Origin of the sequence: Holdemanella porci, from assembly GCF_019052655.1 — a bacterium.
GTDB lineage: Bacteria > Bacillota_I > Bacilli_A > Erysipelotrichales > Erysipelotrichaceae > Holdemanella > Holdemanella hominis.
Genome location: NZ_JAHQVB010000037.1, coordinates 1 through 20142, shown reverse-complemented (window position 1 = coordinate 20142; position 20142 = coordinate 1). Strand labels below are relative to the sequence as shown.

The 20142-nt window shown below is 29.5% G+C and carries 18 protein-coding genes; 1 reads left to right on the top strand and 17 read right to left on the bottom strand.

What is annotated here, in order from left to right; translation table 11 throughout:
• Positions 1 to 564: 564 nt before the first annotated feature.
• The 3 genes from KTQ83_RS07750 to KTQ83_RS07740 form a co-directional block, all read right to left on the bottom strand.
• A complete protein-coding gene (locus KTQ83_RS07750; protein ID WP_217256463.1) occupies positions 565 to 2184 on the bottom strand; it encodes an ATP-binding cassette domain-containing protein in 1620 nt (539 codons plus the stop codon).
• 132 nt (positions 2185 to 2316) lie between these two features.
• A complete protein-coding gene (locus KTQ83_RS07745) occupies positions 2317 to 3426 on the bottom strand; it encodes a helix-turn-helix domain-containing protein (RefSeq protein ID WP_186999550.1) in 1110 nt (369 codons plus the stop codon).
• Between the two features lie 93 nt (positions 3427 to 3519).
• Complete coding sequence (locus KTQ83_RS07740) at positions 3520 to 5151, bottom strand: ABC transporter ATP-binding protein (RefSeq protein WP_217256462.1); 1632 nt, start codon at positions 5149 to 5151, stop codon at positions 3520 to 3522.
• Between the two features lie 145 nt (positions 5152 to 5296).
• On the opposite strand from KTQ83_RS07740, the gene KTQ83_RS07735 reads away from it, so the two are divergent.
• Complete coding sequence (locus KTQ83_RS07735; protein WP_217256461.1) at positions 5297 to 6559, top strand: hypothetical protein; 1263 nt, start codon at positions 5297 to 5299, stop codon at positions 6557 to 6559.
• Between the two features lie 375 nt (positions 6560 to 6934).
• On the opposite strand, the gene KTQ83_RS07730 is transcribed toward KTQ83_RS07735, so the two are convergent.
• From KTQ83_RS07730 to metK, 14 genes are all read right to left on the bottom strand, one after another.
• A complete protein-coding gene (locus KTQ83_RS07730) occupies positions 6935 to 7783 on the bottom strand; it encodes a nucleotidyl transferase AbiEii/AbiGii toxin family protein (protein ID WP_186999553.1) in 849 nt (282 codons plus the stop codon).
• Positions 7783 to 8361 carry a type IV toxin-antitoxin system AbiEi family antitoxin domain-containing protein gene (locus KTQ83_RS07725; protein WP_199593270.1) on the bottom strand — a complete coding sequence of 193 codons (579 nt, stop codon included), beginning with the start codon at positions 8359 to 8361 and terminating at the stop codon, positions 7783 to 7785. The genes KTQ83_RS07730 and KTQ83_RS07725 overlap by 1 nt, the downstream gene beginning before the upstream one ends.
• Before the next feature lie 413 nt (positions 8362 to 8774).
• Positions 8775 to 10220 (bottom strand): AlbA family DNA-binding domain-containing protein, encoded by a 1446-nt coding sequence (locus KTQ83_RS07715; RefSeq protein ID WP_244975809.1) that lies wholly within the window; start codon positions 10218 to 10220, stop codon positions 8775 to 8777.
• A gap of 815 nt (positions 10221 to 11035) precedes the next feature.
• A complete protein-coding gene (locus KTQ83_RS07710; RefSeq protein WP_147334716.1) occupies positions 11036 to 11356 on the bottom strand; it encodes a hypothetical protein in 321 nt (106 codons plus the stop codon).
• A 70-nt stretch (positions 11357 to 11426) separates the two neighbouring features.
• A complete protein-coding gene (locus KTQ83_RS07705; protein WP_186999555.1) occupies positions 11427 to 12125 on the bottom strand; it encodes a radical SAM protein in 699 nt (232 codons plus the stop codon).
• A 16-nt stretch (positions 12126 to 12141) separates the two neighbouring features.
• Entirely contained in the window at positions 12142 to 12933 is a 792-nt protein-coding gene (locus KTQ83_RS07700) for an ABC transporter permease (RefSeq protein WP_217256460.1), read from the bottom strand.
• Between the two features lie 3 nt (positions 12934 to 12936).
• On the bottom strand, positions 12937 to 13722 hold the full coding sequence (locus KTQ83_RS07695; protein WP_217285034.1) for an ABC transporter permease: 786 nt from the start codon (positions 13720 to 13722) through the stop codon (positions 12937 to 12939).
• A gap of 1 nt (position 13723) precedes the next feature.
• The gene (locus tag KTQ83_RS07690; RefSeq protein WP_244975808.1) at positions 13724 to 14584 is read right to left on the bottom strand and encodes an ABC transporter ATP-binding protein; all 861 of its coding nucleotides are present in this window, start codon (positions 14582 to 14584) and stop codon (positions 13724 to 13726) included.
• A gap of 135 nt (positions 14585 to 14719) precedes the next feature.
• Positions 14720 to 15400 carry a PIG-L deacetylase family protein gene (locus tag KTQ83_RS07685; RefSeq protein WP_217256458.1) on the bottom strand — a complete coding sequence of 227 codons (681 nt, stop codon included), beginning with the start codon at positions 15398 to 15400 and terminating at the stop codon, positions 14720 to 14722.
• A gap of 4 nt (positions 15401 to 15404) precedes the next feature.
• On the bottom strand, positions 15405 to 16565 hold the full coding sequence (locus tag KTQ83_RS07680) for a glycosyltransferase family 4 protein (RefSeq protein ID WP_217256457.1): 1161 nt from the start codon (positions 16563 to 16565) through the stop codon (positions 15405 to 15407).
• 246 nt (positions 16566 to 16811) lie between these two features.
• Positions 16812 to 17087, bottom strand: coding sequence for a PqqD family protein (locus tag KTQ83_RS07675; RefSeq protein ID WP_117992580.1), 276 nt, complete (start codon positions 17085 to 17087; stop codon positions 16812 to 16814).
• Positions 17088 to 17105: 18 nt separating this feature from the next.
• Entirely contained in the window at positions 17106 to 18131 is a 1026-nt protein-coding gene (queA, locus tag KTQ83_RS07670) for a tRNA preQ1(34) S-adenosylmethionine ribosyltransferase-isomerase QueA (protein ID WP_217256456.1), read from the bottom strand.
• A 17-nt stretch (positions 18132 to 18148) separates the two neighbouring features.
• Positions 18149 to 19357, bottom strand: coding sequence for a TldD/PmbA family protein (locus KTQ83_RS07665; protein ID WP_217256455.1), 1209 nt, complete (start codon positions 19355 to 19357; stop codon positions 18149 to 18151).
• A partial coding sequence (gene metK, locus KTQ83_RS07660; protein WP_217256454.1) for a methionine adenosyltransferase occupies positions 19351 to 20142 on the bottom strand: 792 nt, incomplete at its 5' end. The genes KTQ83_RS07665 and metK, both read right to left, overlap by 7 nt.

The window sequence follows — 20142 nt, the reverse complement described above, 5'->3', positions numbered from 1 at the left end:
CATGGAAAGACACAAAATTTTATGAATTAGGCTTGATTTTTATTATCTAATTTTTGTAGTTCATAAACTTGGATATTTATATACCGAATTAAAAGAATATGAAAAAGCAAATTATTATATTAATTGGATAAATGAATTCGCCTCAAAACAAGATAGTAAAATATCAAATCTTTTAAAGAAGATATCAAATTCATTGACTATTAAGTTAAAAGAGCCTAATTATTTATGTAATAAAAAATACCAAGAAGATATTGAGTTTATTTTTCAAAATAGCCAAAATATATTTTCATATGGATTTCAGAAATTTTATCTAGCTGATCTAGAGGAAGTATATTTAATTCAAAGAAGATATAAGGAGCTTTATTATATATATAAAAACAGATAAAAGTCATGTGCATCAATCATTACCAAAGCTTTAATTTTTTTATAATTTTGGTAATGATTTTTATGTTTCTGAATTCATGAAAATTCCATGGTGGCATAGTCAACACGGAATATTCAGGTAGCAGGTAGATACCTGGGATGAATTTAAATACGATTTAAAATAAATGACACTTATTCTTCTTAAAAGATACTATTTATATATTCTTCTACATCCATAGATACAATCTTTTTGTTTTCAAACAGTAAGACTTTATCGTATAAAGAAACTGTTTCTTTTGTTACTTTATGTTCAATAGATAGTACTGTAAGATCTGGATTGGATAAAATGAATTGATGTATTCGATCTGAATTTGCTTTATCGATTGCAGAAAAAGCTTCATCCAAGAAAAGCCATTTTTTATTTCTATATATCGCTCTTGCCAAACAAATACGTTGCTTCTCTCCACCGCTTAAATTCAAATGTTCAAAATCAAGATTGTCTCTTTCCTTATCAAATATTGATTCTAAATTAAATATAGTTACTAAATCTTTCAAGGAATATTTACTCATTTTCCTTCCTAAAGTAATATTTTGTTCAAAGGAAAACGGTAATAAGTCATTTTTTTGATTCACATAAGAAAACTTTTCGGCATATGTGCTAAATTGAACATCCTTCAAATCCTTATCGTTCACATAAATGCCATCTGCTTTCTTCTGCTTTGTTAAAATGTCTAAAAACGTACTCTTACCATCTCCACTTTTTCCAATGACTAAATACTTTTTTCCCTGATTTATTACCAAATTATTTAAATCCAATATTAGACGAGCACCATAAGAATAACTTAAATGCTTAATCTTAATGTCATGAATTTGTTCATCAAAAACAATTGGTTTATTTTCTTCATAGCACATTGAATTATCCAACAGTTTTTGTAGAACTGGCTTAGAAGATTGAATCATGTTTCGAAGATTTGCATAATTAACGATTGGCATGATCACCATATTACTAGCTTGTGCAATTCCTAATAATTGTCCAACTGTTAATCGATTATAATGTATTAATACAATGCCAAAGAGCAATGTCAAAAAAAACATGGCTTGAGAAATAAAAGAATTTATAGAAGTAAGTATTTTTATAAATCCATTATTTTTTAGAGTACTTTGTTCTAAATTCTTATTCTCAATGTCCAGATTGTCACAAAATACTTTTTCCAAATTTAAAACCTTTATATCATTAAAACAGCGACACAGATTTTTAATAGAACAAAGCCATTGCTTCATTGAAGCCAAATAATTCATTTGATTCTTCTTTAAACAATTCTTAAAAATACTATTTATAAAAATCGTTATAAAAGCACAAAGGAGCAGAAACATTAATATTTCTACACTTAGATTTGCGATATATAGACTTCCCAATATCAATGAAATGGTTAATGAGAACACATTTAATTTTGAAGAAACATAATTATCAATTACCACATTCACTTCATTATTAAATTCATTCAATATTTCACTGCTATCCTTTTTTTGAAATGATTCTATATTCCTGGAAGCATACGATTGATACAAATTTTTATTTAAACTATAACTTATTTTATTCTTCAACACCTCCACTACATATTGTTGCAAAGAGGAAACAATTAAATAGACACCTAAAAATACCAATACGATCACTATAAGGCTTGAAATTGAATCTAGAAGATGATCATCAAATATATAGCTCATTAAGATTGATTTCAATAGATCCACTACTGAATATGAAACAATGAGAATAAGCGAAATAAAATATAATACTTTATGATTCTGAACAAGTTTAAACATAAATACCCCCTTTTCCTTAGGGTTATTATTTTTCAAGACAAAAGAAAAGACAAGAAACAGTCATTGAGAAATAAATGGGTTTCTTGTCTTTATTAAGTTCAATTTATCGTGTGATCTTGCACAAAACTAATATTAAATAAAATTATTTGCGACACAAATCTCTTTATATTTATGCAAATATTCACAATTTTTTATGAATAAAAATTTAAATAAAGAAGAATCATTTTTTAATTCTTTTAATCGATTCCGATAGTCTACATTCAATTGATAATCCTCATTTAGCATCATAGAGAAAACATCAATATACTTAGAATCATCCAATTCTTTGATTAATCTTTTTGCGTCGTGTATATTCTCTTTTAGAATTGCATATACAAATAAAGCCTCTTTATATTTGACTGCAAAGTTGACCGCAAAAAAGTCATCCGTACATGATTTTAATCCTTTCTTTAAATATTGATTACCCTTTTCCATACAATCCTTATGCTGTATCATAGTTGCTCCTAGATTAAAAAAAGCCAACATTTTATATTGTGAGTCATACTGAGCCGCACTTGTATAATATTTTTCAGCCTGATTTAAATCTATATCAAGACAAAGCCATCCTAATGAGCAAAGAATTTCCGCAATCAATTTTTTATTTCCTAATTCAATCGCATAATTTAAACATGTTTTATACAGATCGTATGCCGCAAAAGTATTTTTTTGATACGCATATAGATTGGCTTTGGCCTTCAACCTTCGTATAAATATCCATTCCTCATTATCAGATAGTTCCATATTTCCAGAAGATAATCTAAACAAATTAAAATATTCTCTTTGCGAATCATCCATGTATGAATAATACGCTTCCACTTCAGCAAGTGATATATTGATTTGAGAATTCATTTCGGAAGCATACAGTAAAAACAATTGATATTGAATAAATAAGCAGGATGACAGAACCTCATCTTTATATTCCAACAATTCATCCATTACCTTAAATATTTTTGAATCCGATGACATATAGTATTTAAAGAAAAGATCCAACATCTGTTTAATTTTTTCTTCTTTAATTGTATCCATCGTAGAAATCCCTAATTTTTTAAACAACAAATTGTATATATCATCATTTGCGACCAAGATATTATTTTCAATTTTAGAAAGGTATGAAGGAGAACAAACCCCATGTGATAAAGCTTCTAATGATATGTCTAACTCTTTTCGTTGTTTCTTAATCAATAATCCTCTGTAATCATTCATGCACTGCCCACCTACTAATTCCAAAAAGTAATTCATTATTTGTTCCTAATTATATCACGAATTGAACCTCATCACTGAATGTTGAAAGAGGTTCTAAATACGTCCCTTGTTTTTTAGGCTATAGAAGTACTCTTTATTTTTCATAAGTTCTTCAAATGATCCCTGTTCAACAATCCGTCCTTGTTTAAATACAAGGATACAATCAAACTTCTTAAGTGTTTCGTCAAAATATTTATGTGTTACATATAATACAGTTTCTTCTTTTAAATCCAATATTCGATTTTCAATTTCGATGGCCGTCTGTGCATCTAGACTTGCTGTTATTTCATCACACAAAAGTACCTCTTTTAAATGTGCGATTGTACGAGCAATTCCTATTCGTTGAATTTGCCCACCAGAAAGATTACTTCCATCCTCACCAATATTCTGGTCTAATTTAAATTCTGGTAAATCTACAAAATCCAAACAATTTAACAGTATTTCTTCTGTTTGTACAAGCTCCATATTCAAGTTATTTCGGATCGTGTCATCAAATATATGACTTTCCTGGTGAATCATAGAAACATTCTTAGAATACAAAACACTCACATTTCCTTTTTGAACTGGATAATATCCTAAAATCAATTTTAAAATTGTAGATTTTCCGGACCCACTCGGACCAACAATCGCATACTTTTTCCCCTTTTCAAATTTGAAAGATAAATCATCAATAATCATCTTACTTTCAGTATAGCCAAAAGATACATGTTCCAAATAGATATTTCCATCATAGTTCGATACAAACTTATTTGCCTGTCCATGAGAATCGATAATATTCAGTAATTTCGAATTCACGTCCGACACCGACTTAAATCCAGCAAGATTGCTTGAAATATCATTTAAATTCGAAATAAAATTATTAGAAACATTTACAATTGGCATCATATATATCATATCTAAATGTCCATATAATATCATCAATCCAATCAGCAACATGAAAATCAATTGAAAAGTGGCCGCAATACAATTAGCCCAGTTTCCCGTCAAAGATATTGCCATATTTACATTTCTTTGTTTATATTCCATGTTTTCAATCCATTCTTTTCCTTTGTCCACGAACTGTTTTAGAACGCCCAAATCCAATATAATATCGAAATTTTGAAATATCTCCTTTAATTTTGAATTATATATACCTGAATAAGAAGACAATTGGTTCGAATACTTTTTCAATCTTTTTTCCATCATCTTCGGTACCAAAAGTGTTGCTACTGCAATCAAAACCACCATGAGTCCTACAAATACATGGATGCGAAGAATGTATATTAAAATAATAACAGACACAATGATATCAACAATCATACTTAATATTGGATAAAAGTAATATTCATCTACCATTTTTATATCATTAGTAAATAGAGATAACTGATTTCCAATCTTCTCTTTTTTAAACGTAGAATACGATTGATTCATCAAACTAGAATAGAGATCTTCACCCAAATCTGTTTTTAATTTTTTCCTATAAGTTGACTTCATTATTGAATTAATAGAAGTCGTCATCAATGTATACACAAGAAATAAAACACTTGCAAAAAGGCATGTACCTGCTTTTTCAAAATGATTATTAAATGCAACATCCGATATTAATTGGATTACATACGCCAAAAATAAAGGTACGACACCCGCAAATAAACTAGTACACAGTGTCCCTATAAAATATTTTTTATTTCTCAATATATATCGGAACATTCTCTTCCATCCCCTACTTAGTTTAATAGTATATACCTATCACATCCCGTTATCTTTCTTTTTTAACATTTTATTTCAACAATTGATTCTTCTACGCAAATATAAAAAATGTTAAAATTAAGTAAATTATGAAGTGAGGAATACTATGCATTATTTAAAGATCAATGATTCCGATAAGAAGAAAATTGGATATCTAATCCATGTATATCGAACTCAACAATTTAAACATCTATCACAAAATTCTTTTTTGTTAAATGAGTATAATGAGCCAATATGCACTCGACAAACACTTAGTAAAATAGAACAGGGTGTTATTATTAAAAACGATTCTATTTATGAAGAATTACTAAAAAAGGTGAATCTAAAATTTAATACGGATTATTGTATTGAAGAATTCCTGCCAACTTCCATTTTTTCTGATTTATTAAATGCTTGCGATTATTATAATTTAGAAAAGCTTATATCCATCTCTGAATCCTATGTAAAACAATTAAATCCATTCAAAGAATACATTTTCTTTCATGAATACTACGAGTGTTTCAAATGGATCTACACCTATTATTCCTCATTTGAACTTCCGACTCTTCAAAGCACTGAATATATTATTTCCCTAAAAAACATTATCAATTCTAACCTCTATGAAGTCATGATGGATCTAGTTTTTAAGAAACGAACAATTAGTGGTATTTATGATTTTTCCTACTTTGATTTTAAAAATTCAAACAGCATGATTAATCGTGGAAACCATATGATGATTTTATATAATCAATCCAAATTGTCTGAAATGCTTGATTATTGTCAAGATTTAGAAGAGGAATATTCCATTAAAAACAATTACATTCGTCTTCTCGACATTTATTCTCTAAAAGGATTTGCCTTTTCAAATACAGAAAAAGAAAAATTTGAAAAATTAGTTTCTCAAATAAATCATACAGTAGAAGCACACAATTCAAACATACCTAAAATTAAAACATCTCAACTTCTAAAAAATATCGGTCTACAAGCCTTTAGAATTGATATGTACGATATAGCCATAAATTATTTTGAACAATATATAGCTATGGATTCACCTTATGCGAATATTGTAGGTATCGATTTATGCATTTCTTATCAAAAGACAAATAAAATCAATCAACTTAAATCCTTTATACAATCCAAAGAAGTATACAAAGGTGATAGCCAATACGAAAATCTTTTGAACTACTTCATTTTGAAATATAAATATCAAACCGACAATGATGAACTATCCTATTTTATAGTGAATAAAGTACCCATTATAATCGATAATACTATGGGGAAATATAAACAATTCTTTTATGAAGAACTAAGTATGCTTGTCGAACAAACCAAGCGTTATAAAGACTTGAAAACATATTTAGATTCAACCAGTGATATGTTGCCAATTTGAAAAAGCGGAAATCGAACGAGTAATTATTTATCAAACTAATAATAATATTAGATATAAAATACACATTCAATTTCTCATCGGGAACATGCTCTCTATATTATTGGTATCATTTTGGTAGCAAAATAGCCTATAACCGAATAAAAAGTGCCTTATATAAGGAACTTTTTATTCATTTTATCTCTACTCAAACTCAATTTTGTGTACTTTTAAATCCATGCAACATATACATTATATGGTCATTTACACAATTACTTCCTGTATTATTTTATATTCCAAATCATTTATGTATATTATGTACTCATTTTGGAGTCACTGTGAGTACACATTGAGTACAAACCATTTCATTCTAACAATACATACAATTAAAATATTGTTTCACTCAATTTCTAACATTTGACTCATCAATTGTTTTATTATTTCTAAATTTGTAGAAAACTCAATATGACTCGCATATTTATATTTGCGACAATAATTCTTCCATAAATTCTGCAATGTTGAATCTTCACTTATTGAGCATAATATTTCTTCATAATGCTCTAATACAGAAAGTGTCTCTCTTTTTCTACATGTTTTATCAAATGCCAATGATAAATCATTATAGTTTATTGAATCGTTATAACGATCAAATAAAGTCGTTACATCATAAAAATCACGCATACGTGTATTCAACAATCCTCTAGAAAGAATTGTTTGAATTTTTTCTGCAAGTATTGTCTCTAAATTATATGACCACAGTTGTATTGATTTGTCTTCTAACAACAACGGATATTCATATCTTACTTCTCTAGGTGTAATCACATCACCTGTTGATATATCTATTTTGATTGGTACTATTAAATTTTCTAATTTTGCATCCATATGAATTCTTATTCCTGGATACTCCATATTGTCCATGATATCAGATACATCATTTAAGATAAATTCAATGTGATCATCAAGAGAAATATCTTTAATTTCATTTACAATCCTTGTGGTTTCTTCTTTGGTTAAATCAAAATTACGTATTGTTGTATCAATATCCATAGTCGATCGCATCGATATACCAATCATAGAAGTAACCAAGATTCCACCCTTAACAATGAAATCGTCTTTATATTTAGAATACGTTATTCTTTCAAGAAAACGCTCCATCATATAAATACGTAACAAAGTTATAGGATCCGATCCATTTTGTTTGGCAACATTTTTAATTCTACCTTTTATTTGTGCTGGAGTTAGATACATTACAATAAAACCTCCATATATTGTCTAATTATCTTTTCAATTCGAAATGCTTTTGCATACACCATTAAACGATTAAGATCCTTATCACTTCTTTGTAAATAAGTTTTAATCGCCATATTAAAATCCTGAATTTCGAAATTACGTCTACTTCTCACTAAATCACAGATTGTTCTTTCCAAATCATACATTGGGATTTCATGACCAAATTGATTTGTGATTGTAGTCTTTCCTAAATCTAAAAGTTCCTTTTTCACTGTATAAACCTTATAACCAGAGTTTGTTAAAGCAGAAGGATTATATCCACTATAAATTGTAATACAATGCACAAAAGGTTCTCGATCAACCAGACCATAATAATATAAGGCATCATCATGAGAAATAACTCCTTTTGGACAACGCTGTGACAAAACATAAGCTTCATCTTCCAACACATCTTTTGAAATATAAATACCTGGGCCAACTTTTTCCATACAATTCCTTTTTATAAAATTATAAATAGACTGTCTCGATACATTCACATTCTTTAATTCTTTAACATTCAAAACCTCAATTTTTTTAGAATCCATTACTCCTTCCATACTCTCACCACCTTTTACATTCTTGCTAATATTATACTTTATATTAGTAAGAATGTAAATTGACTTCAATTTATTTAATTATTCATATTCAATAATTTATGTGTTCATTTTGTACTCACGGCCAAAAACAGTATACAAAAAAGCCCTTATATAAAGGACTTTTGATGTTTATTGAATTATTCGAACTCGGAAAAGAAAGTTGTAACATAAACATTATTGTTTACTATATATACGCAAATTACACTATTTATATACAATTAACATGTATTATATATCTTAACTATTTCTATTGGTATCATTTTGGTAGCAGCTAGATACCTACAAGCAAATCTAAATATGGTTTAAATTATTTCACATGTATTCTCTTTTAAAAGCTACTATTTAAGTACTCTTCCACTTCCATTATTTTGAGATTAATATGTCAAAGTAACTTCCCAATAACCATTTTTCGGCGATCCATGTCGTATAAGAATACCAAGCTCTTTTAATTTCTTAATATTACTTTCTATATTTCGACTGGCAATACCTATTCTATCAGCCAGTTTAATAGCCGATAATTGATTATCTTCCAAAAGCAGTTTAATAATCTTTTTCTGCGTATCGTTAAGTTCTATTTGTTGTTCTATTCCCGATACTTCTCCGATGCTTCTCCGATGTTTCTCCGATGCTTCTCCGATGTCTCTGCTTTCTTCCATCATCGGAAATAAATTACGGAATAATTCTACACGAAACATATTATCGAACTCCTGAAATCTAGGTTTCGGAAGTCCATACTCTTCAGCAGCGTTCAAAATTCTTTTTATTCCACTTCCCCATGCCTCAACAAGTCCCATTTGGCTAAATATATTGGCAATGCCTTTATTACGAATTTTCGAATGACCATTCATGACTTCCTCATAAGTCAATCCGTTATATAAGCCTCCCGGCGATGTCACTTCCAACCTGTCATCATAAATTGCAACCTGAATACAAGATTCATCCAACAGGTTACGATGACAATGGGCATTAATGATCATTTCTCTGATTGCTTCCGGTGGTAGCTCATATCTCTCTTTTCGCACCAATCCGTCGATTGTTGCTCCGAGTCGAATGTTTCTCAATACAAAATCTACAGCTTCTTCGATTTGTGTATAAATCGGTCCTTTAAGTTCTCTCTTATCCAAGAATACCGCACGATCTGTTCCTTTGAACACCGCACATTGCGTTTTTGAAAACGAAAAATAATCTGATGTCAACAATGCATAAGCATTTGTTGCCAGAAGTTGTCCCTCACTCTGCTTTAAGATTTTCCAATTTATAAGTTGTTCTTTATTTACAGAATGATTCGGCATTCCTGCTTTTTTTCGGAACCTTTCAATATCCTGACAAAGCTTCTCCGTAGCATCTTTTGAAACAGGATAACCTACACAGGTAAGTTCATCCCATGAGATTCTAGCACCTTCCATTTCCAGCTCTTTTATCTTCTCCGGAAATGCCAGTCTTGATGTACCTGCCACACGTATATAAGTACCATTGTCTTTTCCCTTTGATTTCAGATAATACGGTCTGTTTTTCCCCGCTTCTACAGATACAACAACAACTGTTTTGCCATCTACTGTCTGTGGCTCAATATCAGGAATAATCTGAGGCACACAGGAATCAGAAACTGCATTAGCAATTCCATCCATCAATTGAAACAACACATCATTTTCAACACCAACAATTTGATGTGTTTTATCATCCACTCCAACAATCAGCTTACCACCTTGTGTATTGGCAAAAGCTACGATTGTCTTCATGTATTTTTCACTTTTATCTGGTAAAGTAACTTTATATTCAATATTTTTCGATTCTCCCGAAAATATAGTGTCTTTTGCCATTATTTCACTCCTAATCTATACTCACACCATTGGTGCGAATAATTCTATTTCCAGAGTAAATATCTCTGTATCATCAATACCATTATACGTTCCAGCCTCCTTTCCTAGCAAGTAAGAAAACAAAACGTTTGCATTTTCTCCAATAAAAAATTATTCACTTTAAAAAAAGAAATTGACTTAAGAGAAAAGCATTCTCTATATATACCTGATCATGCTTTAAACAATGCAAGAAACATGACTCGATGGAAATACAAAGATGTAGACGGGCATTTAAACAAGAGAAAATTCAATGCATATAAAAACACGTGGGATTCAGATTGGATTACATACGATAAACAAAAATAACAATAAATAAAAGCAGATCAACTGTGCCTAATAGTACATGTAAATCTGCTTTTTTATTCTAATTTCGGTGTTTTTTTGCTTATACAGTCATATGAGCTGTCGGTCCCGATAATTCATTCAATAAATTGTGTACTCATTTTGGAGTCACTGTGAGTACATATTGAGTACAAGAGGGCATCACCAAACACCAGGTTCTCTTACAATTTCTGATTTATGTACCTTAATACTGCCTACTACCTGCAATCTTCTCAATATAAAGAGAGCATTTAAGAAACCTATTTCTATTTTGTTGTTTACTTTCATGTTGATTAACACTTATGTACGTACTTGTAAACCTCAAAAATTATACCAAAGCGTAATCAGAGGTGTACATTATTAAATGATCACTTATCCGCGTCTAATATTGTAAATCTTTTCAATAAAATTTGACACTTATTTATAAAAGCAAAATCTAACAAAATCTTGTTTTTTTACATCCATTCTATGTCATTGCCATAATCTATCGGCCATCCCAGATAATCTATAAATTCTGGTGCATATTTTTTTATTCTACAAAGTATATTAATACATTCATTAATTTTATTTCTGGCACAAAAATGTTTGCATTGTTTGGATGGATTAATTTTATTAATCTCGCTATTTCTTATTTTGACCATATTTTCCCAACTAGTAGGAATTTCTGTGCCGTCAGTCAATCCTCTAAAATATGAACAAGGATAAATGCCACTGGGTGTTAATACAGTTCTATAATAACATGCTTCACATATTGTGTACTTTTTTTCTTGATTCATTTGGGAATAGTTGATTGATGAAGGATAAATAATAGAAAATGTATCATCACACAATTCATTTTTAATTTTATTAATTTGTTTTTTTTATTTCTTCTTTTATTTTATCATCAATCTGAGTAATTTCTTTATCTTTAAAATTAAGTTCAGGCTTTACCTCTATATATTTTACATTTAATTCTTTTACATATTTTGCACAATTATATATTTCTTTATAATTGTTTGGAAGAATTAAAAAGCTAATTCCAACAGTTTTATATTTAGCAATTTTCTTTACAGAATCCGTTATAGATTTAAATACATTTAAACCACATCCATGAACGACTGAATGTGTATGTGCGTTTGAAGAATCCAAACTAATTCTAATCCAATCAAAAGGTGCATTTATAATATCATCACAATATTTATGTAAGTTACTCCCATTTGATATTAATGCTATTCTGTACTGAAGTAATGATAGTAACTTGATCAAATCTTTAAAATGAGTATATGTAGTAGGTTCTCCTCCACCTGTTAACTCAACACAACTACATCCTTGCATTTTCAAATCAACTAATAGTTGTTTTAAAATTCCCCAATCTATTTCAAGATTATCTTTATTTACTGTTTCTTGGTCAACACAATGGTTACAACGAAAATTGCATTTTTTAGAAACATCTAAAGTTAATATAGGACTAACTTGAGATTCAAAATTTCCTTCCACAATTTTCTTGGTAAATTCCCAATTTGTTTTTGAAAACATTTTTTGTTCATGATTTAGTCTATCATCCATATTCATCACCTACTTTCTAAGAACCTGAACCATTATATCTTTTCAGTCCTCTTCGCCATAAAAAGGCTCCTATCACACCATAAATCATGTCGACTAAAGCAATCATAATGACATACACCCAATGCACATTCACTTTATTTAACAGAATTAAAGATGGATAATAATTTACCAAACCATACGGTAATAGTACCGTAACAATAAACTTAAATGCTTTATTAAATATACTTATTGGATAGTGTTGTACACTTTCCTGTATTTCATTTGTACTATATAAAATAGATTTTGATTTCATGGTCCAAAAAGATATACAGCTCACTGAAAAAAGAATTGCGGTAAATACATACACTCCATTTATAATTGAGAGTATAAATCCAAGCATAAAACCAACTGTAATTTGGATATGTAACATTTTTGCCGCAAATAAAGCTCCAATCATTCCCGTTGTGAAATCACATAAATCTGTAATACTAATTTTTTCAGATGCTAATTGTAAAAGAGGGCTCACCGGTCTTAATAGGAATCGGTCAAATGTTCCATTCACAATATGATTCTCTAAATCACTAATATGTCTAAAAAAAGTATTATGAAATCCTAAACAAGATAAGAATAAACAATAATTAAAAACTATCTGCCAAAAAGTCCATTCATTTAGTGTATGAAAGTTTTTCAACATGACCCAGATCAAGAGAATAGAAGAACCGTTGATCATGATAAGTCCGAAGAATCCTGCAATAAAACTTGAACGATATTCAGCAAATCGTTTTAAGCCTGCTTTTATTAGATCAAAATATAGTTGAATACTTTCCATACCCTAACCTCCTTGTACAACGATTTTCTTCGATACGCATTTCCACATAAAGCGTCCAATCAAAGATAATATAAAAATCCAAATCACTTGAAAACAAACGGTTTGACAGAGATTGCCATTTCGAATAAAAAGAAGCAATGGCTCGTAAAATACATATTTAAAAGGTAACCAGTTTATTATTCCCAAAAGAAAATCCGGATAAAACCATAAAGGAACCACTTGTCCTGAACAAAATGCAATCAGAGCATGAAAAATATAGAGATATCCTTCTAGATCAAGACTTAAAAAACAAATTAAAGATAAAATATAATTCATTGAGAACAACAATAAAAAGCCAAGCACGAAAGTAATTAAAGCTCCAATTATATTCACATTTAGCTCTAGTTTAAAAAAACAAGTTGATATTAAAAAGGAAGGAATTGTGAAAATGCAAAGATTAACCACCGTTGAAGAAAGAGTTCTCAAAAACAATTGTGTTTTTAATTCCATTGGCTTGAGTAAATCACATATAATTCTTCCATTTTTTATATTTTCTTCCACATAAATATGTGGACCATCCCACCAAGTAAATGCCTGTGATAAAGAAATTGAAAATATACTATAAAGCAGCATTTGATTTAGATCAATATTTCCAAACAAAGAAGCATTCTGCTTATATAATGTCATCCATAACATTGCATAGGCATAGATTCGTATAAACACATTGACTAATGTCATGCAAAAAGCAGATTTATAAGCTGTTAAAGATGAATATTGTTGTTTTAAATAAGCACATAAAACACGATACATATTAACATACCTCTTTAATTACATCTTCTATTTCTAGGTCCTTGATTGAAAAGTCTGCAACCTCTGTATTTTTTAATAAGCAACTCACAATATCTGTAACCGAATAAAGTTTGTAATTGTATTGAATCAGCATAGTTTTATCATCTAAATTTTGTATACGAAGATCTTGAAAATCTTTTAAAAACTTTAGTTCATCAATAGAATACGTCTTATTAAATACAACTTTTAAATTCCGATATCGTATATATTTTTCTTTTACACTCTCTAAATCCCCATCATATAACATTCGCCCATGATTGATTAAAATTACTCGATTACATAATTTTTCCACATCCTGCATATCATGTGTTGTCAAAAATACAGTTACCTTCTTTGTTCTATTTAACTCCAAAATAAATTCTCTTAACCTATCCTTTGTTGCCACATCCAAACCAATAGTTGGTTCATCTAAAAACAATATGGATGGATCATGTATCAATGCTGCAATTAAATCACACTTCATTCTTTGCCCCAAACTCATCTGTCTTACTGGTAAATTCAAGAATTCTTTTACCTGCAGCATATCAGCATATTTTTCTACTCTATCTTTAAAATCACAATCTGGAACTTTATAAATCCCTTTTAACAGTTCTAAGCTTTCTATAGCTGGAATATCCCACCAAAGCTGACTCTTCTGACCAAAAACAACCCCAATATGTTTAGAGTTTTCCTTTCTGTACTCTAAAGGATCTTTTCCAAACACTTTAATCATTCCACTATTTGGCATCAAGATTCCTGTTAACATTTTTATTGTGGTACTTTTTCCGGCACCATTTGGTCCAATATAGCCAACAATATCACCTTTACGTATAAAAAAACTCATATCGTCCACAGCTATAAAATCCTTAAAGTCAGGATAAATAATATTTTTAATTATATTTTTTAACCCACTCTTTTTCTGATATGTGCGGTATATTTTCCGTACATTCATAATTTCTATAATGTTTTCCATCAATCATCACCTATACATACTATATAAAAGGTCAATTCCCAATAAGGAATTTTGTTTCCATCCCATCCAAAATGTTTTATCAAATATAATACCTTCTGCATAAAATGTTGAACATTCTATGCCTCTTTTTTGATGATTTATTTTGTATTTATATAATAACGAAGGTAATTTTTTTAATCCGTACTTGTGCTTTTTTAATATCATTAATGCTTGTGAGAAAACATCGGATACGTCAACATTAAATTCTGATTTAAAATTAATAGAAGAAAACGTTTCATAATATGCCAATTGATTAACCATCCATCCTGAGTAATATTTTGAATTGTTTTGTGCTTCAAATATTGATTTTTTTATTATACTAGTTACATGCATATGTGTAGGATTAAAATCATTCTCCCATGGAAGAAAAATGAAATTTGGTTTTAATTTTCTCAAAATATCTGATATATTATCTAAATTTTTATATGCATCAAAAAAAATACAATCTGCATTAAACACTTCACAGGCTTCCCTTTGTTCTTCCAATCTAATCCTTTTTTGAGATTGATCTGTACAATCTACTATATCAAAACAAGTATTACATAACACAGTGATATGGTACTGTTCTTTATTCAATTTAAACAATATTCCTCCACACCCAAATTCTACATCATCTGGGTGTGGTGCAACCGCCATTACTTCTATCATTTTATTACACCTCACAAACTTTTTGATAAATATCTAATGTTAGTTTAAATATATCTTTCCATTGATACTTTTTAACAACTTCCATATATGCACTATCAGCTATTTTTTTACATAAACATGGATATTCATACAATAGATTAATTTTATTTGATAAATCTTCTTCATCTCCACATTTAAATTTCAATCCAGTTTCACCATCTTTTACTATTGGTCCCAATCCACCAATATTTGCCACAATAACGGGAACTCTGGCTGCCATAGATTCAATGGCAACCTTACCAAATGTTTCAGCAAAGCTTGGAACGACGGATATATTCGAACTTTTATATTCTCGTATGACTTTGTCATCTTCTTTAAAACCTAAAAATACTATATTTTTTTGCAACCCTTTATCTCTTATCATTGCAATAATTTCTTTTCTATAAACTTCATCGGAAAATAACCCTACAGCGAAAACCAAAATATTTTTATGTTTTTTTACTGACAAACTAATTGCATTTAATAATGTTTCAAATCCTTTTTCTCTAGATATTCGCCCTGTATATAATATTTTAAAATACGTATCATTAGTTTTATTTTCATATTTATCATATTTTTTTAGTTCAACACCTTTTGTAATTACTTTTATTCTTCGAGTGTCAATTGAATATCTTTTTAATATTTCAGTTTTTAAAAATCCACTTACTGCGATTACGTACGTAGCTTTGCTATATAATTCCCTTTCAGTCTCTGAGATTTTAACATTGTCATGTAGTTGAGCGTCTGATAAAAGCGTATGTGCATGATATACAAATGGAATTGACATTTTTTCGCATGCGTACATTCCACATATTCCTAAAAAATATCCATGTAAAACAACCATATTAAAATCACAAAATATATGATCCATCAAATAATGTATTCCAATTTTCATTTGCTCATTTTGATTTATAAATTTATCTTCATATGACTCATTTATTGTAGATGATGGTCTTGGAATTCTTATCACATTAATACCATCCTCTACTGTTGTATTAATACTATCTGCATTTCTATCTCCATGAAACGTTAATGTCCAAATAACATTACCTTCTTTTACAAGCGATTTGTTCACTTCATGTGTATGCAACGCTATCCCCCCTACTGAAAATGGTGGATACTCTGCAGAAATCACTAATATATTCATTGAATCAACCTCCAATATATTACATATATAATAAATGAGCCTTATTGACTAATAAGACTCATTTCCAATAAATAGTTTTATTAAATCTTTGATCCACAAGATAAAGCCAATCCGTTTAAATCAGCTACTAAGTCAATTTTTTTGACTTCAGGTCTTTTGTATTCCTGTTTCATGATTTCACCGCCTTTCATTTGTTATTACAGTACTGTTAACATCATCTATAATCACTGTACACAGTAATTACCATCATTTATCTATTTGTTCTATCAATCCGTTTTCAAATAAATTATTAATAAAATCTTTTGTATCCTTTTCAACAATCGATTTATCCATTTGATATTGATCAGAAATCATATCAATAATACCTTCAACACTAATACTCCCATCCAAAGAATCCCAAATCATCGTGGATAATCCTTCCTCTAAACTAAAATACTCATCATTTATTAAATTATGTAATGCTTCTCCATTTTCAATTGGAAAAGTCATAACATCATCTTTTTGCACAAAAAATCGTTCCATTATAAAACTCTCTTTCTACTAAATCGTTAATGTAGTGTCACCAAATTCATAAAATAAATATTTTCTTTGAATAGCCTCTGCATACCCCTTTAAAAGCAAATCTTTTCCTGTAAATGCTGCTGCCATAGCAATTCTAGATGTATTAGGCCCATGAAAGTTTGTTATAAATTTATCAACTATCTTAAAATGATATCCCGGATAAATATATAATGTACTATATCCTGTGAACGGTTTTAAATTTCCTTGTTCATCAGCAACGGTTTCCAAAGTCCTTACCACAGTTGTTCCAACACAAACTATACTATGCCCATTCTTTCTTGCTTCATTAATTGTATTTGCAACAGCGCTCGTTATTTCAATATATTCTTTATGCATATGATGCTCTTCAAATGTATCTTCTGTTACCATCATTGAGCTTAATCCTGTATGTAAAGTAACATAAACTACTCTTACACCTTTTTTCTTAATTTTTTCTAATAATTCTTTCGTAAAATGACGCCCTGCAGATGGTAATTCTGCTGATCCTTCTTTTGAAGCATATACATTCTGATAATAAGATAAATCATATTGCTTTTTTACATATGGAGACATAATTGGGCGCCCAATTTTATTGGCTAATTCAATGACATTATCTTGATTAAATTTAATTTGCCATACATGATTTTCTTCCATCTTTTCAAAAGTTCCCGTTAACATTCCATCACCAAATTCACATGTATCTCCAGGATTTATTTCATTATCATCAATATATATTTGCCAATTTCCATTATCCAATATTCCAGCTAAATCAATTTTTATTTTTCTTTCTTTATATCCTAACCACCCTATTAGATTAGCGTTAATAACTTTGCTATTATTTAAAACAAGAACATCTCCTTTTTCTAGATAATCAATTACATCATTAAACTTTTTATGTTCAATAGTTTGTGTTTTTCGGTTCATAACCATTAATTTTGAATCGCTTCTACTTTCCCCTCTAGTTTCTCTTGGTTCTCTAGCCAATAACTCACTAGGCAAGAAAAAATCTAATTCTGATACTTTCATACTATACCTTGCTTTCTTTATATGTTATATATTAAAACATCTTCTAATAATATATGCGGTCCACCTGAACTAACTGGTAAAGGGAACTGGTTATACTTTCCACATCCTCCTTTACCACCACCATATATTTCAAAATCATTACCAACCATTTTTACTTTTTTTAAAAGAGATAGAGCATTTTCACTTATGCTCATAGGATTTAATAAGCTATCAATTTTACCATCTTTTATTAAATATACTTCTCTGGATTCAATAAAAGGATGTATTCCACCTTTGCTATTTCTTGTACCTTTAAAATAAAATCCATATGGTATTGAAGAAAATAACAATTTTACATCGGATTGCCCTTGCATTACATATGTATTACTCATTCGAATAATAGGCTTATAAAATGTAGATATCGATCTAGCATTCCCTGTGTTTGTAATATTAAATAATTTAGAATATTTTTCATTTGTTAATAAATGATTTATTACACCATTTTTAATTAAGTACGTTAATTGTGGCGCATTCCCTTCGTCATCAAATAAATATGTTCCAGATTCAGTATTTAACAAAGGATTATCAACTATATTTAATGCTGATGTAGATACTTTTTCACCGAGATTAAATCTTTCATCCAATTTTTTATTCATATACCAAATATCTGCTTCTAAATTATGACCAACTATTTCGTGTGCAAACAAACCCGTCATTTCATTGTCAAAAATCACAGGAAAATAACCATCTATTTTTACGTACGAACTTTTTGTCAATGAAACTTTGATTAACTCTTCAACTTGATTATCCAAATCTAAAATTTTATCTATAATTGTCCCACCAAAACCACGTTCATAGTTTAACGTATTAACTAAAGAATATACTGAAAAATTAATCGAATACCTTTTTATAGGTTCTATCAAAGTTTCTCTTTCATTTTGAAAAGCTTTAAACCCTTCTACCTCAACAATTTCAATCTCATAGTTGCTGATGTTATATTTTAAAAAGATTTTTTTATAGTGTTCATATATCTTTTTAATTAGTCCAATTTCTATATTTTCATGTTTCACTTTTTTTAAAACACTAATATCATAAACACATTGATTTTCAATTTCTTCCAAATCATGGTATCTAACCTTATATAGCCCATTTAAATATTCCCCACATGATGTATGTGAAATTGAATATTCTCCATTTATTAATTGAAGTTTTGAAATGGTTTCATATCTATTTTTAGAAATTACCATACTATTTTTTTTACTTTTTCCCAAGTAAATTGAGGATCACCAAAATGTCCATAGCATGATGTTTTGTGGTAAACTGGCTTTCTTAAATCCAATTCTGAAATGATATTTCCTACTTCAAAATTGAAGTTTTTCTTAACGATTTCTAATAGTTTTTCATCATCAAATTTACCTGTCCCAAAAGTATCTACACATAATGAAACTGGTTGTGCCTTACCAATTGCGTATGCTACTTCAACTTCACAACGACGAGCTAATCCATTCGCAACAATGTTTTTAGCTACATAACGAGAATAGTAAGCAGCACTACGGTCTACTTTCGTAGGGTCTTTACTAGAGAAGCATCCTCCTCCAATACGTCCACGTCCACCATATGTGTCACATACGATTTTACGTCCTGTAGTTCCTGAATCTCCCCATGATCCACCTACGACAAAGCTTCCAGATGGATTAATGAAATATTTTGTATTTTCATCTAAATATTTTTCATCAATACAAGGTTTGATGACCTCATTCATAATCAATTCTTTGATTTCTTCTTGTGTTACATTGGCACTATGTTGTGTAGAAACGACGATTGTATCGATACGTTTAATTTCATCATTTTCATATTCAACAGATACCTGTGTTTTTCCATCTGGTTTTAATAAATCTGGGTGTTGTCTTCTGACTTTTGTCAATTGACGAGCTAAAAGGTGTGCATAGTAGATTGTTAATGGCATATACTCATCACTTTCATCACATGCATAACCAAACATAATACCTTGGTCACCAGCACATACTTCATC

Coding starts and splice junctions, on each gene's coding strand:
- KTQ83_RS07750 (WP_217256463.1), bottom strand. CDS start 2,184: ATGTTTAAACTTGTTCAGAATCATAAAGTATTATATTTTATTTCGCTT.
- KTQ83_RS07745 (WP_186999550.1), bottom strand. CDS start 3,426: ATGAATGATTACAGAGGATTATTGATTAAGAAACAACGAAAAGAGTTA.
- KTQ83_RS07740 (WP_217256462.1), bottom strand. CDS start 5,151: ATGTTCCGATATATATTGAGAAATAAAAAATATTTTATAGGGACACTG.
- KTQ83_RS07735 (WP_217256461.1), top strand. CDS start 5,297: ATGCATTATTTAAAGATCAATGATTCCGATAAGAAGAAAATTGGATAT.
- KTQ83_RS07730 (WP_186999553.1), bottom strand. CDS start 7,783: ATGTATCTAACTCCAGCACAAATAAAAGGTAGAATTAAAAATGTTGCC.
- KTQ83_RS07725 (WP_199593270.1), bottom strand. CDS start 8,361: ATGGAAGGAGTAATGGATTCTAAAAAAATTGAGGTTTTGAATGTTAAA.
- KTQ83_RS07715 (WP_244975809.1), bottom strand. CDS start 10,220: ATGGCAAAAGACACTATATTTTCGGGAGAATCGAAAAATATTGAATAT.
- KTQ83_RS07710 (WP_147334716.1), bottom strand. CDS start 11,356: ATGAATCAAGAAAAAAAGTACACAATATGTGAAGCATGTTATTATAGA.
- KTQ83_RS07705 (WP_186999555.1), bottom strand. CDS start 12,125: ATGGATGATAGACTAAATCATGAACAAAAAATGTTTTCAAAAACAAAT.
- KTQ83_RS07700 (WP_217256460.1), bottom strand. CDS start 12,933: ATGGAAAGTATTCAACTATATTTTGATCTAATAAAAGCAGGCTTAAAA.
- KTQ83_RS07695 (WP_217285034.1), bottom strand. CDS start 13,722: ATGTATCGTGTTTTATGTGCTTATTTAAAACAACAATATTCATCTTTA.
- KTQ83_RS07690 (WP_244975808.1), bottom strand. CDS start 14,584: ATGAGTTTTTTTATACGTAAAGGTGATATTGTTGGCTATATTGGACCA.
- KTQ83_RS07685 (WP_217256458.1), bottom strand. CDS start 15,400: ATGATAGAAGTAATGGCGGTTGCACCACACCCAGATGATGTAGAATTT.
- KTQ83_RS07680 (WP_217256457.1), bottom strand. CDS start 16,565: ATGAATATATTAGTGATTTCTGCAGAGTATCCACCATTTTCAGTAGGG.
- KTQ83_RS07675 (WP_117992580.1), bottom strand. CDS start 17,087: ATGGAACGATTTTTTGTGCAAAAAGATGATGTTATGACTTTTCCAATT.
- queA (WP_217256456.1), bottom strand. CDS start 18,131: ATGAAAGTATCAGAATTAGATTTTTTCTTGCCTAGTGAGTTATTGGCT.
- KTQ83_RS07665 (WP_217256455.1), bottom strand. CDS start 19,357: ATGGTAATTTCTAAAAATAGATATGAAACCATTTCAAAACTTCAATTA.